The sequence below is a fragment of the Arthrobacter sp. 05L421 genome, from assembly GCF_056397785.1.
The window spans coordinates 207,359-219,526 of the sequence record NZ_JBFTOC010000006.1; the positions used below are offsets into that span (position 1 = coordinate 207,359).

A 12,168-nucleotide genomic window follows, 5' to 3' on the forward strand; every position below is an offset into this window, starting at 1 on the left:
CCCTTGACGGCTTGCCGGGCCGTGGTCATGGCTTCTGGGACGCCGCAGCGTGCGCATCAAGATCGGCGAGGCTGAGCGGATGTGCAGGGGAGTCCGGGAAGGGAAAGGTGGTCGTCACCGCCAGCAACGGGCCGACGTGCACGAGTTCGCCCGCAGCCATGGGCCGCCAGCGCGGGTTGTGATCCATCGGTTCGGTGGCGAAGAGGACATGCGGGGAGCGGGCTAGATCCGTGCTGCGGGCGTGGATTCGGATGCTACGGGCGTCCAGAGGGGCCGCCGGAGCCGGTGCAGCGGTAGGGTCCCGTTCAAGAATGTGCAACTCGTGGGTTCCCGGGTACCTGAGCGACCAGAGGTCCGTGGCAGTGGTCACGATGAGGTTCAGGCTAAAGACGGGTAACTCCGTTGCGATCCACCTGACGGCCCGGGCGATGCCTTCTCCGACGTCGCCGCCGGTCCGGCGGGTCTCGGCAGTGATGAGCGCGAAGAGGCGTTCGCTGTCGGTCTGTCCCTGCACAAGGTTCGTAACACCGAGCCCGGCCAGATGCTGATCGAGCCGCCCGAGGTCTCCGAAGGCGCCGTTGTGGGCGAACAGACGCCCGTCCTGCTCGAACGGGTGCGTGTTCACCAGCGTATGGGCGCCGGTGCTGGCATACCGCACGTGGGCAAGGAACGTTGTGCTCTTCAGAACCCGGGCCTCGCGCGCGAACGCGTGGTCCTCCCACGCGGCAAGCGGCTGCTTAGCGACATGGGCTCTACCGTCAGCGTCGAAGGTGCCTATTCCGGCGCCGTCGGGCTCCCGCCGGCTCTGCTCGGCGAGGCTGTCCGGGGCGTCCAGGAGCCAGAAGGTCGCCCTAACCGGTTGGGGCCCGGCGTGCAGGCCGAAGAGTCGGCACATGGCAAGTGGCTAGCTCCTTAGAAATCGCCCGGCAAGCGGCGGCAGCACGACCTGCCCGTGGTTCAGGCTACTCGGGGTGGCCTTTGCCGCCAACCCACTTCCGAATCATCCCCCAACGGCGACGAAGGTCCGGGACTATTTCGGTGGATGGTGCCGTTATGCAATCGGGGCTGGAACCGGTTCTGCGCGCAACGCCCGCCTTGGGCGCCGATGGGAATGAGGTCACGTGACAGCTACGCCTGCCGAGGGAGTCGGCTTCCGGTCCAAACGCGGCCCTGTCCTCATTGCCCTGATGCTTTCGACTGGTCTGGTGGCGATTGATGCCACGGTTGTGGCCACAGCTGTGCCTTCGATCGTGCATGACATTGGCGGGTTCACGTCGTTCCCGTGGCTTTTCTCCGCCTACCTGCTGGCCCAGGCTGTGTCGGTACCTGTCTACGCGAAGCTCTCGGACGTCATTGGCCGCAAGCCAATCATGCTCCTCGGAATAGGCTTGTTCCTGCTCGGCTCGGTCCTGTGCGGAGTCGCCTGGAGCATGCCGGCGCTCATCGCCTTCCGAGTGGTGCAGGGACTCGGCGCCGGAGCGGTCCAGCCGATGGCCATCACCATCGCCGGCGATATCTACACGCTGGCAGAGCGGGCAAAGGTGCAGGGCTACCTGGCGAGCGTGTGGGCGGTCTCCTCAGTGGTCGGCCCGACGCTCGGGGGAGTGTTTGCCTCACTCGGCATCTGGCGTGGCATTTTCCTCGTGAACATTCCGCTATGCCTGGTGGCAGGTTGGATGCTGGTCCGGTCGTTCCACGAGGATATCGAGCGCGTGGAGCACCGCGTCGACTATCTCGGGGCTGGGCTGCTCACGGTCTCGCTCACCCTGCTCATCCTTGGGGCCCTCGAGGGCGGCCAGGCCTGGGCCTGGAACTCCGCCATCAGCAGTGCTGTCTTCGCAGGCGGTGGGATCTTGTTCGCCGCGTTCGTCCTCGTCGAGCGGAGGGCGGCGGAGCCCGTCCTGCCGCCGTGGGTGGTGTCCCGGCGGCTGTTGGCGACGACGGCGATGATCGCCTTCGGTGTGGGAGCGGTCATGCTTGGTCTGACTTCCTATGTCCCCACGTTCCTCGAAGGTGCCCTCTCGACTTCCCCGATCCTTGCCGGGCTCGCCCTGGCGGCGTTGACCATCGGCTGGCCGATTAGTGCGTCCCAATCGGGGCGTCTGTATCTCCGGATCGGGTTCCGGAACACTGCGCTGATTGGCGTCACGATTACCGTCATCGGCACAGCAGTCCTTGCCCTCACCGCCTCGGCGCCCAACATTGCGGCGGTCGCCGGCAGTTGCTTCATAGTCGGACTCGGACTCGGGCTAGTCGCGACCCCGACCCTCATCGCCGCCCAGACGAGCGTCGAATGGAACGAGCGCGGCGTGGTCACCGGCACCAACTTATTCGCCCGATCGATCGGCAGCTCCATCGGCGTCGCCGTCTTCGGGGCTATAGCGAACGCCGTCTACGCCAGCTCCCCGCACGGCGGAACAGATCCCCAAACCATTGTGTCGGCCTCCTCCGCCGTGTTCCTGGCCGTCATGATCTGCGCCGTACTAACGGTCCTCGCCGTCGTCGCGATGCCCGCCACCAAGCCGGTCAAACAGGCCTACGCCGCCGGCGCCCGAAGGTAGCCACAAGTTCGACGCCCCTGCCGAAACGCCGGACCGAGACGCTATCAAGCTCGGCGTCGTTCCGTGGCGGTGACACTCTTTCTGGGACATTCTGCGAAGTGAGAAGCGCTTCAGATCGTGCCAGCGATATCGTCGACTGCTTGTGACAGTGCCGCCATGGATAAGGGACCGCCGTGCCCCTCGTCCTCGATGACCACAAGGTGACTTGATGGCCATCGCCGCTGCAGCTGCCACGCGGTGACTGCCGGGCCACTGATGTCTCGCCGGCCGTGGATAAGGCAGCCGGGGATGCCGTTGAGCTCGTGAATCCGGGGGATGATCTCCTGCCCGTTGGTCAGGAACCCGTCGTTGGCCCAGTAGTGCGCAACCAGAAGGGCGAACGTCATGCGCTCTCGCTCATCTTCGAACAGCGCTCCGGGCACCCAATTGGGGTCCAGGGATATATGCGTGGATTCCCAGCGGTCCCAGGATTGGGCGGCCCGTCTGGCGTCGTCGCGGTCTTCCCCTTCCAGCCGCCGAGCGTAAGCCTCGACCACTCGCTCGCCCGGGTTTGCGTTGGCTGCCTCGAAAAACTCGTTCCACGCTTCGGGGAAGATTCGTCCGACGTCTTCAGTGATCCATTGGACCTCGTCGCGGCTCGTTGTTGTCACCGCGACGAGAGCGATGCCGAGGACCCGGGCAGGGTATTTGAGGGCATATGCGAGGGCGAGCGTGCTGCCCCAGGAAACACCGGTGACGATCCACCTGTTGATACCCAGGTGCTCGCGCACCGCCTCAATGTCCTCGATCAAGGCTTGCGTGGTGTTCTCGGACAGGTGGTCGAGGTCCTCGTGTACCGCCGGAGTGCTCCTGCCGCACCCTCGTTGATCCAGCCCGATGATCCTAAAGCGCGTGTGGTCGTGTCGTTTGCGGTATCCGCCCTTACCAAGGGAACCGCCGGGGCCGCCATGAAGGTATAGGACCGGAATGCCGGAGGGTTCGCCGGTCGATTCCCAGTAGATCCTGGCATGGGGCACGCTCACCCAGCCGCTTGTTGTCTCCGCTTGCTCGCCCTTCATTCGCTCCACAATATTGGAGGTACCCAAAAGAGTTGCCCGTGGAGGACGCCATTTCGCGTGTTCAACCGCTTCCTGTGTTCAACGGCGCAGCAGGTAATTAGCCACCCCGTCGGGGTTAGCCAGGGCGACGAGGTGGCCACCGGGCACGACGTCGGGCTCCACACCGAGGCGTTCGCGGGCGACCCGTCGTTGGAAATCCAGAGGAAAGAACCGATCTGCCTCGCCACTGAGCACACGGGTCGAGATCCTGGGCCAGTCCGTGAAGTTGCACACCGACTCGAAAACCGCGTTCGCTTCCGGGCGTTGGTGCGGTTCCCCTTCGGCCGCTATGTCCGGCGAAATGTCGTGCAGGAAGTACGTGTCTGTGTCGAACTCGGAACTGTACCCGTGGGCCTTCGCCGCGCCTTGCTGCGCGGCAGCCCAGCCGGTGTTGTCCCACCACGCGCCCGGGGTCTCGCCCGGCAGCGGGATCATCGCGTTCACCAGTACAAGCTCACGGACGGAGGCCCGCTGGCAAACGAGCGGCGCGGTGAAGCCGCCCAGCGACTGCGCAACGAGCACCACGTCGTCGCGCCCGCCGATGGCTTCGAGAACCAGATGCGCGTACTCGGGCAGTCCGGCGCTTTCATCGTCGCCGGGCAGATCGACCGCCACAGCTTCGTGGCCAGCTCCCTGAAGCAAAGGCAGGACACGGCTCCAGTACCAGGCTGCGCCGCCCGCTCCCGGGATCAAAATGAAATTACTCACTGTGGCGCCATCTCAGCGCCGACGCCGGGGCCCCCGTCCCGGAGCGGCAGGCGGGGGCTGTTGGACCGATCTCGTTTCAACGTGGATCTCATCTCCCCATTTTCATTCCCGCCACCGCTAACAGCCATAGGGGCGGGAATTAACTCCTTGCTCGGCTTAACAGCCCAGTCACTACGCGCTGCCTACACCCAGAAATTCGGCCGTGCGAGACGACGTTCACATACTTATAGGCCGAGCGGTACTCGAACAGACGCGCCGCCACAAGCCCGACGGCGCCGTCGGCCCCTGGCGTGGCATAAGCTTCCGGTATGGGACTAATAATCACACTACTTATCATTTGGCTTGTTCTGTCGATCCTTGGCTTCGCTGTGAAAGGCCTTCTTTGGTTGGCCATCATCGGCCTGGTGCTCCTGGTAGCCACTGCTGTTTGGGGCTGGATGAAACGCAAGACCAACGCCTGACGCGCGACTGATCTCTCTTCGGCGGCGGCCGGTCCCACCTGGGACCGGCCGCCGCTTTTGTGCCGGGAGTGTCGCCGGCCTATTCATCGCCGGATTGGCGCCGCAGTTTTCACTCGGATTACGTCGAACTAGTCTGCAGACATGGAACACAACCGGACCAGCCTGGGCAAACGATTCGCTGGCTGCCTCGTCCTAACGGTCTTGTCGTTTGCGCCACTTGCGGCCTGTGGAGAACAAACCGGACCGCCGCAGCCACCTGCGGCGCCACCGGCCACACAGCTTTCGCCACGGCCGGGGATAACGACGATCACTCCTAACTTCGCGGAGCTTCCCCTAGACCAGACACCCCAACCGACCGAGACGGTGCCTTGGCATCTGATCCGTGTGGACCTGACGGAGAACCGCGTGTACCTCTCTGCGTCCTCGGTTGATTGCACGACGCCGGAAAAAGTGCGGCTCACAGAGTCCGCGTCTGAGATCAAGATTTCGGTGACCGGGCGACGCGCCAGCGAACCCTGCACTGCGAAGCAGGTCACCTTGGTGGGCTACGTTCAGATTGGCTCCATCGGCCAGCGGCAGGTCACCGGCAACGGCAGCTAGCGGTTTCGGAATATCCGGAGGGAATGAGCCAACTCGGGGTGGCTTCCTCGGCGGAAGGGAGAGAGAATCCAGACCGGGGAATTCCTAGGAAAGTTCCCGCAGGCGTTCAGCCACGTTGGCGTGTTGGCCAGCGGGCTGCGGCTGCTGAAAGCCCAGCGGAGGGACACAAAAGACAATCTCCCCTCATGAGGGTGCATCAGCCCTAGGGTCAGCGGCCAGGTGCCGATTGCGGGTTTCAATGAGCCTCTGGAGGTAGCGGGCCAGGAACAGCCTCTCGACCACTCGTCCGACAGGGCCGAACGGAGCCGCGAACTCGATCCGGTCAACCATCGTGGTTCCATTGGAATCTTCGCTGAACTCGTGAACGTGCCGGAACCGCCGGAACGGGCCCTTGACCTGCTCGTCCACGAAATATTCTGGCGCCTCCATCTGGGTGATCCGGCTCGTCATTCGGATCGGGACCCCGAAGTGCCAGGCGCGCCAAGTGACCTGCTCTCCCAACGAGATCAGGCCGGATCTGACACCGGCGACCGCATCCTCCCGTGATCGCGCCATCGAGTCCTTGTGGGCGTCGATGCTGCGTGCAAGATCAAACAACTGCGCCTTTGGCATGCCTGTCCGCGTTGTGCATTCGAAGTAGACGGCCATGGTCAGAGTATGACATCCTCTGAACCCGTCCCTCCGACGGGACCGTCCCAGGACCAGTGTCGGAAGCGCAGGCCGTCTGGAACGTCATCTGCGGAGCGGTGGGACCGGCTCACGCCAATGCGGCCTCCCACACGAACCCGTCCGGATCGGCGAACGGGCCGGCGTCGCTGCCGATCGTCAGCCGGTGCGAGCCGGTGCCGTCAGGGGAGACGCCGGCGTCCTTGGCGAGGGCGCGGCGCCCGTAAAGCCCCAGCTTGATGGGACTCGACGGCATGGCGAACTCGACGTACTTACCGAAGCTCTTGCCTACCGTGAGGCCGTGGTCTAGATAGAACCGTTTGCTCGCAGCGACGTCGGCGGCCGCCACCAACAGCACGATCTGGTCGATCTGCCTGGTGGCCGGACCGGTGTCCTTACGAGCCGACGTCGCCACCTTCCAGATCGCGCCATCGGGAGCCTGCACGACGCCGCCGTAGCCCCACAGTGATTTTTGGACCGGCTTCAGCGTCGTGGCGCCAGCAGCCAGAGCGCTGTCGATCAGGCTGCTGACGGTGGACGGCTGAGACACTATGAGCGACATCGTGAACCCGCGGAACCCGGCCGTCGGGGCATCCGAGGCTCGCACCCGCACCTGCGTGCCCAAGCCGAAGGCGGCGGTGTAGAAGGCGGTGGCGGCCGTGGGGTCCGGTACTTCCAGGATGACTGATTCGATGGAGGTCATGGCAGGTCCTTCGGTGAGGTGGTCAGGTCGTGTGTTGATGACTTTATGCTGTGGCCTCCCGGATCGCTTCTCAGATCCTGACCGATCCGTTGCGGGCCGTGCCGGGCTAAGAACTGGTGCTGGATGCAAGCACACCCAGGCCGAGTGCAGCGATGATGCCGCTGCTGCCGCGTTCAAGCCAGCGGCTCACTCGGGGGCGCTGCAGCCAGGCCATCGCCTTCGCTGCCGCAATGGATACGGCGGCCAGGTAGAGGAAGCCGATGGCGCTTTCTATGGCACCCAGCACCATGGCGGTGTCCAGCGTGTTGCCGCCGTGAGGAATGAATTGCGGCACGACGGCGAGGTAGAACAGGCCGACCTTGGGGTTGAGCAGTGTGGAGAGCGCACCGGCACCGAACCCTGCCCTTCGGGTGTGGCTCCTGCGCGGAGCTTGTCCAGCCGTTGCGGAGGGTGTTGTGCGGCGGGCCCGGATCAGCGACGAGATTCCCAAGTACAGCAGGTACAACCCGCCTGCGATCTTCAGCCAGCGGAACACTTCGGCGGAGTCCTCCAGCACGGCGGCGAGACCTACGCCCACCAGTACGGCCCAGACCAGGGATGCCAGTGCCGAGCCGAATGCCGCGGCAAGGCCGGCCCCGGCGTTCTGCAGCGAGATCCGCAGCACCAGGAACGTATCCGGGCCCGGGGTGACGGAGAGCAGCAGGCACAGTCCGGCAAAAGCCAGCAGGGTTACGGCGGTCATGCGCACCATTGTCCGGGTGCTGGCTGTCCGGTGGCAATTGTGGCCAGACTTCGGGGCATTGCGCTGTCAATCGACTCTGCGGCGCGAGCCGTCGTCGGGCCCATCGACCCCGGGATGCATTCGCACCGTGGGGTGCACTGCCAGGGAACCCCTTGCCTTTGTGGATGACCGATCCGCTAGTCGCCGGCGGCGTCGCGGCCGCGACGCACGATCAGCCGGTCGGGGCCGTGGACCACCGATGTGTCCTTGTCCTCGTAGTCGAACTGGTTGAGGAAGTAGCGCATCGCGTTGATCCGTCCGCGCTTTTTGTCGTTGAACTTGATGGTGATCCACGGCGCATGGTCCGTGTCGGTTCGCAGGAACGTCTCCTCCTTGGCTGACGTGTATTCCTCCCACCGATCTAGGGAGGCCAGATCTATGGGCGAGAGCTTCCAGCGCCGCACCGGGTCAATCTGCCGTATCGCAAAGCGGGTGCGCTGCTCGTGGCGGGTCACTGAAAACCAGAACTTGGTCAGGTGGATCCCGGAGTCCACAAGCATCCTCTCGAAGAGCGGCGCCTGAATCATAAACGTGTCGAACTCCTGCTCTGTGCAGAAGCCCATGACCCGCTCCACGTTGGCCCGGTTGTACCAGGAGCGGTCGAACATCACGATCTCCCCGGCCGTGGGCAGATGCTGGATGTAGCGCTGGAAATACCACTGGCCCAGTTCACGGTCGGAAGGCTTGCTCAACGCCACGGCCCGGGCCGAGCGTGGATTCAGGTGCTCGGTGAAGCGCTTAATCGTACCGCCCTTGCCGGCCGCATCCCGGCCCTCGAAAACGATCACGTGCCTGAGGTCATGGTCCTGGCCCCAATACTGGAACTTCAGCAGTTCAACCTGCAGCCGGTATTTCTCCATCTCGTACTCATCACGGGACATCCGCTCGTCGTAAGGGTAGTCTTCCCGCCACGTCTGAACGGCCGAACCGCCTGGGTGGATCAGTTCCGGATCCTCGCCTTGCCCCCCGCGCACCGTGTACCCCATCTCCACCAGATGGTCGATGGCCTCCCTGAGGTTTTCCCGCAGCCAGCCCTGATCCTCAGGTGTCCACGTTCTGTCCGCCTGTGCCATCCCCAGCCTCCCTCCGGCCCCGCCGAACCATCGCCTGCCATCTAGGATGACAGCGTTCGATGCTCAACTGAGTTCATAGAATGCGACCAGCCTAAGCCGACAGGTGGAGCTCACGATAGGTATGGGCTTCACAGTGATCCGCCGGCGGCTTCCGGCGTTCCGGAGTCGTGGCCCCCTCCGGTCGCCTGGCCGGTGTGAGGCCCGCTGGATCCGCGGTGCCCGCCGACACCTCCTTGGTCGCCTACGCGTTCACGGCCAGGAAGTCTTCGATGTCGAAGAGGTTGTCCGCCCGCCGGGCAATGTTCAGCAGGGTGGTCATCGAGGAGACCTCTTCGACCTGTTCCTTGAGGAACCACAGCATGAATTGCTCGCCCAGGGCGTCGTCCTCAGCCCTGGCCGCGGCGAAGATTGCCTTGATGTTCTCGGTAACCTCCTGTTCCTGGGCGAGGGCCAAGGCGAGGGGTTCCTCGACGTTCGCGAAGTCGTTGCGGACCGGATCAATGCCGGTGGCGATTTTCGTCTTTCAGGTCCTCACCGAACGCGACGAGAAGAACTCCATCCATCGCAAGCAATGAATCATTCTCCGGCTGGACCAAAACCTTCACCGACCCAACGCCTTTGTGCGGCTATCGTGGACCGGCTGAGCTTCGACGGTGGCATCATCGAAACCGGCACCGACTCCTACCGCCTCGCCCGCACCATCGCCCAACGGACTGCAGGCTAGCCGGGCGGTCCTCCGTTCCTCCTGTGGGCGATGGCAACGCAGGGGTTTCGCAACAGCGGAGCCGAGTAACTATCTACCCGGCGTCATCCGGAATCAGAGGCCCTCTGTTGCTTCCAGGCGGCCGGAGCGGACCGCGTCGGCGAAGGCCTGATAGTCCTTTTCGTTCTGGTCCGCGTAACGCCCGGAAAAGTCGGTGATTGAGCGCTCGAACTTGTCGCTCTTGCCGAGATAGGACGCGATCGCAACCGGGTCACCCGACCGGGCGTGCGCCCGCGCCAGCGTCCAGCCGCAGGTACCGGCATAGAAGTTCATGGCGGGTGGTTGCATCGCTTCCACAATGGCTGAGCCCTTCATGTCACGCAGTTGCCGCCAGTAGAGGTATCGGTTGTCCTGCACGCCTTTGGTCCAGCCCAAGAAGATGTCGCTTGCGGCCTGCATCATCCGCTGCCCCTGCACCACGCGCTCGCCCGGCTGCTTGAACTTGCTCTTCGGCAAGTGGTCCTCAAGCACCGATTTCGTGGCCTCCTTGACCTGGAGGAACAGGGGATCCTCTTGATCGCGGCCCTGGAGCAGGGCGATGAACGCCCGTGTGCCGACGCTGCCGACGCCCACCACCTTGCGGGCGACGTCGATGACTTCGAATTGTTCAAGCAGGTGACGCCGGTCGTCCGGCAGTGTGGCCCGGTAGGCCCGGAGCTGTTCACGAACCGCCTTCTCAACCTCGTCGCCAGACGCACCGTACATATTTCCCCATTCCCGGACGGGAATGACGATCGGTGGTTGACTGACAATTCGGTACTTTCCGTCGACGCGCTCGGCGAGCTTGGACAGTGCTTGCAGGCTGTCCCGGGTGTGGGCCTTCGCGTCTCGTCGAAGTCGTTCAGGTCGAACAGCAAGTTGCGCTCGGGCGAGGCGAAGACCCCGAAGTTGGACAGGTGGGCGTCGCCGCACAGCTGGACGCGCAGGCCGGCCCGGGGCGTGTCCTTCAGATCGGCCGCCATGATCTTGGCCGCACCCCGGTAGAACGTGAACGGCGAGACCAACATCCGGCCGTGGCGCACCGGCACGAGATCCTGTTCCCGGGTCAGGTTCTGTTCCTCGAGGAGTGCCACCGGATCGGGGCGGCCGGGAGTCGGCTTCCAACCAGTGTGGCTGGAGAGGGGCGCCTTCTTCCGCTGGGCCTGCCCTCCGCGACACGTTCCTCGACGCTCAGATGCTTGTCTCTGGTCTCGGCCATGATCGGGGTCTCCCCTCTGAAACCTGGAAGGGGCACTGGCATCAGGTGCGGCGTCGTTCCCTGCTGCGATTGTGGCCCCCGGCGGCGTCAATCGTCAACGCGCTGCTGAAGGATCCGGCCCGCGCCCAGGTGCCGTCTGGGCGGGAACCGGAGGGCTGACGGTACCGCCGGGCGAAGGGGCGCACATTCTCCTTTCCGAATCGGTTGGCCCAATCACGGCGCCCCGTGGAACCGCGCATGCGGGAACAACGATGGTTCCGGCGGGGCAGCGAAGCCTATCCGGGCTCGGCGGGCTACCCACCCTCCATGGAGTCGTCGGGCGCTCCGACGGCCTTATCGGGGAGGCGTCCGGTAAGGAACAGTGCGGCGATCGTAAGCAGTGCGGTCAGGGCAAGTGCGGCCCGTAGGGCATCGAAACGGGAGATGTGGTTGACGGACATGATTGCATCGGTCGTCGCCTGATCGACTCGGGCGTTGTCCAGCGCGGCCTGGAGCTGCGTGTCGGAAATGAAGGGGACACCGCTGGCCAGTTGGACCGAGGCGTGCTCCTGCACGGAGCTTGGCACGGCGGGATTGTCCTGGATGCCGGCCAAAAACGAAGTGCTCAAGGTCGCAATGAGAACTGAACCGATCAGGGCCGTTCCAAGGGAGGCCCCGAGGTTGGTGGCCGTGTTCTGCAGTCCGCCGACCTCCGCGCTCTGAGAGTCCGGCACCGCGGAGACCGTGACGGCGCCCAGCTGCGAGGACAGCGCCCCCATTCCGAACCCCATCAAAAGCATTGGGATGGCGACAATGGCCGCATTCGCACCCGGGTCCATTCCGGCCACCAGGATGAGGATACCGACGATCATCAGTATCAGCCCCAACCGGACTACGCGGCGCGGGTTGGCACGCGGCCAGGCCCTGGGAACTCCGGCAGCGGCCAGAATCAGCGCCACGGACAGCGGAAAGATCCGTATCCCGGTCTCCAGCGCGCTCAACTCCAACACCACCGACAGGAAGAGCGGGATGATGAAGAACACCCCGGCCTGCACGAGGAATTGAGCGAAGAAGACGCTGAGGCCGCCGGTGAGGCGCTGGTTCTGGAACAGCCCGGGGTCGATCAGCGGATCACCGCCAACTAAGGCCAAATGCGATGTCCGCCGCATGAACACATAGAGGACAAGCAGCCCGCCGACCAGCAGCCAGATAACAGGAGAGAGGCCCACGACGGTCGGCGCACCGGGTTTGGACCGCACCCAGCCCCATTCACCCGAACGCAGGACACCGTACACAAACATTCCGAGTCCCAGTATCGACAGTGCGGACCCCAGCAGGTCCAGCCGGACCTTGGACGGTGGAACGTCTTCGACCTTGCGCGAGACCAGCAGGATGACCAGGACGATGACGGCCTCACCGACGAAGACATGGCAAAGTCATATGGTCGTAGCAACGCTCTGATTGATGGAGCGTTTTATGGTCAAGCTGTTTCCTCCGAATACCCGCACCGACTTCGTTGACATGGTGTGTGGCGGGATGTCGATACTCGCCGCGGCCCGGCGTGTCGGGGTCATGCAT

Annotated in this window: 12 protein-coding genes and 3 pseudogenes; 4 read left to right on the top strand and 11 right to left on the bottom strand. The window is 64.2% G+C overall.

Annotation, left to right across the window (positions count from 1 at the left end):
* Positions 1-25: 25 nt before the first annotated feature.
* Positions 26-895 (bottom strand): class II glutamine amidotransferase, encoded by an 870-nt coding sequence (locus tag AC1DKQ_RS10020; protein WP_476883644.1) that lies wholly within the window; start codon positions 893-895, stop codon positions 26-28.
* 292 nt (positions 896-1,187) lie between these two features.
* Between AC1DKQ_RS10020 and AC1DKQ_RS10025 the strand changes: the two genes are divergently transcribed.
* Positions 1,188-2,561, top strand: a complete 1,374-nt coding sequence (locus tag AC1DKQ_RS10025; RefSeq protein WP_476883661.1) for an MFS transporter — start codon at positions 1,188-1,190, stop codon at positions 2,559-2,561.
* 110 nt (positions 2,562-2,671) lie between these two features.
* Here AC1DKQ_RS10025 and AC1DKQ_RS10030 read toward each other — a convergent pair whose 3' ends face one another.
* On the bottom strand, positions 2,672-3,619 hold the full coding sequence (locus tag AC1DKQ_RS10030) for an alpha/beta fold hydrolase (protein ID WP_476883645.1): 948 nt from the start codon (positions 3,617-3,619) through the stop codon (positions 2,672-2,674).
* Between the two features lie 78 nt (positions 3,620-3,697).
* Positions 3,698-4,366 carry an alpha/beta fold hydrolase gene (locus tag AC1DKQ_RS10035; RefSeq protein ID WP_476883646.1) on the bottom strand — a complete coding sequence of 223 codons (669 nt, stop codon included), beginning with the start codon at positions 4,364-4,366 and terminating at the stop codon, positions 3,698-3,700.
* 308 nt (positions 4,367-4,674) lie between these two features.
* Here AC1DKQ_RS10035 and AC1DKQ_RS10040 point away from each other — a divergent pair, with 308 nt between their 5' ends.
* Together AC1DKQ_RS10040 and AC1DKQ_RS10045 are read left to right on the top strand one after the other, a co-directional pair.
* Positions 4,675-4,827 (top strand): LPXTG cell wall anchor domain-containing protein, encoded by a 153-nt coding sequence (locus tag AC1DKQ_RS10040; protein ID WP_476883647.1) that lies wholly within the window; start codon positions 4,675-4,677, stop codon positions 4,825-4,827.
* A 141-nt stretch (positions 4,828-4,968) separates the two neighbouring features.
* Positions 4,969-5,427: a hypothetical protein gene (locus tag AC1DKQ_RS10045; RefSeq protein ID WP_476883648.1), complete on the top strand. Its 459-nt coding sequence runs from the start codon at positions 4,969-4,971 to the stop codon at positions 5,425-5,427.
* Positions 5,428-5,610: 183 nt separating this feature from the next.
* On the opposite strand, the gene AC1DKQ_RS10050 is transcribed toward AC1DKQ_RS10045, so the two are convergent.
* The 5 genes and pseudogenes from AC1DKQ_RS10050 to AC1DKQ_RS10070 all read right to left on the bottom strand — a co-directional run.
* On the bottom strand, positions 5,611-6,075 hold the full coding sequence (locus AC1DKQ_RS10050; protein WP_476883649.1) for an SRPBCC family protein: 465 nt from the start codon (positions 6,073-6,075) through the stop codon (positions 5,611-5,613).
* A gap of 109 nt (positions 6,076-6,184) precedes the next feature.
* Positions 6,185-6,796, bottom strand: coding sequence for a VOC family protein (locus tag AC1DKQ_RS10055; protein ID WP_476883650.1), 612 nt, complete (start codon positions 6,794-6,796; stop codon positions 6,185-6,187).
* A gap of 106 nt (positions 6,797-6,902) precedes the next feature.
* Positions 6,903-7,538 carry a LysE family translocator gene (locus tag AC1DKQ_RS10060; RefSeq protein WP_476883651.1) on the bottom strand — a complete coding sequence of 212 codons (636 nt, stop codon included), beginning with the start codon at positions 7,536-7,538 and terminating at the stop codon, positions 6,903-6,905.
* Positions 7,539-7,714: 176 nt separating this feature from the next.
* The gene (ppk2, locus tag AC1DKQ_RS10065) at positions 7,715-8,650 is read right to left on the bottom strand and encodes a polyphosphate kinase 2 (RefSeq protein ID WP_476883652.1); all 936 of its coding nucleotides are present in this window, start codon (positions 8,648-8,650) and stop codon (positions 7,715-7,717) included.
* Between the two features lie 128 nt (positions 8,651-8,778).
* Positions 8,779-9,155 (bottom strand): annotated as a pseudogene (locus tag AC1DKQ_RS10070) (ferritin); the annotation flags it as partial.
* A gap of 4 nt (positions 9,156-9,159) precedes the next feature.
* Here AC1DKQ_RS10070 and AC1DKQ_RS10075 point away from each other — a divergent pair.
* Positions 9,160-9,374 (top strand): annotated as a pseudogene (locus AC1DKQ_RS10075) (ATP-binding protein); the annotation flags it as partial.
* Positions 9,375-9,467: 93 nt separating this feature from the next.
* Here AC1DKQ_RS10075 and AC1DKQ_RS10080 read toward each other — a convergent pair.
* The 3 genes and pseudogenes from AC1DKQ_RS10080 to AC1DKQ_RS10090 form a co-directional block, all read right to left on the bottom strand.
* On the bottom strand, positions 9,468-10,325 hold the full coding sequence (locus AC1DKQ_RS10080) for a DUF2252 domain-containing protein (protein ID WP_476918900.1): 858 nt from the start codon (positions 10,323-10,325) through the stop codon (positions 9,468-9,470).
* Positions 10,295-10,420, bottom strand: a pseudogene (locus AC1DKQ_RS10085) (DUF2252 family protein); the annotation flags it as partial. The pseudogene AC1DKQ_RS10085 and the gene AC1DKQ_RS10080, both read right to left, overlap by 31 nt.
* Positions 10,421-10,904: 484 nt before the next feature.
* Positions 10,905-11,996 carry an MFS transporter gene (locus tag AC1DKQ_RS10090; RefSeq protein WP_476918905.1) on the bottom strand — a complete coding sequence of 364 codons (1,092 nt, stop codon included), beginning with the start codon at positions 11,994-11,996 and terminating at the stop codon, positions 10,905-10,907.
* Positions 11,997-12,168: the final 172 nt, after the last annotated feature.

Coding starts and splice junctions, on each gene's coding strand:
- AC1DKQ_RS10025 (WP_476883661.1), top strand. CDS start 1,188: ATGCTTTCGACTGGTCTGGTGGCGATTGATGCCACGGTTGTGGCCACA.
- ppk2 (WP_476883652.1), bottom strand. CDS start 8,650: ATGGCACAGGCGGACAGAACGTGGACACCTGAGGATCAGGGCTGGCTG.
- AC1DKQ_RS10030 (WP_476883645.1), bottom strand. CDS start 3,619: ATGAAGGGCGAGCAAGCGGAGACAACAAGCGGCTGGGTGAGCGTGCCC.
- AC1DKQ_RS10060 (WP_476883651.1), bottom strand. CDS start 7,538: ATGACCGCCGTAACCCTGCTGGCTTTTGCCGGACTGTGCCTGCTGCTC.
- AC1DKQ_RS10040 (WP_476883647.1), top strand. CDS start 4,675: ATGGGACTAATAATCACACTACTTATCATTTGGCTTGTTCTGTCGATC.
- AC1DKQ_RS10055 (WP_476883650.1), bottom strand. CDS start 6,796: ATGACCTCCATCGAATCAGTCATCCTGGAAGTACCGGACCCCACGGCC.
- AC1DKQ_RS10020 (WP_476883644.1), bottom strand. CDS start 895: ATGTGCCGACTCTTCGGCCTGCACGCCGGGCCCCAACCGGTTAGGGCG.
- AC1DKQ_RS10050 (WP_476883649.1), bottom strand. CDS start 6,075: ATGGCCGTCTACTTCGAATGCACAACGCGGACAGGCATGCCAAAGGCG.
- AC1DKQ_RS10045 (WP_476883648.1), top strand. CDS start 4,969: ATGGAACACAACCGGACCAGCCTGGGCAAACGATTCGCTGGCTGCCTC.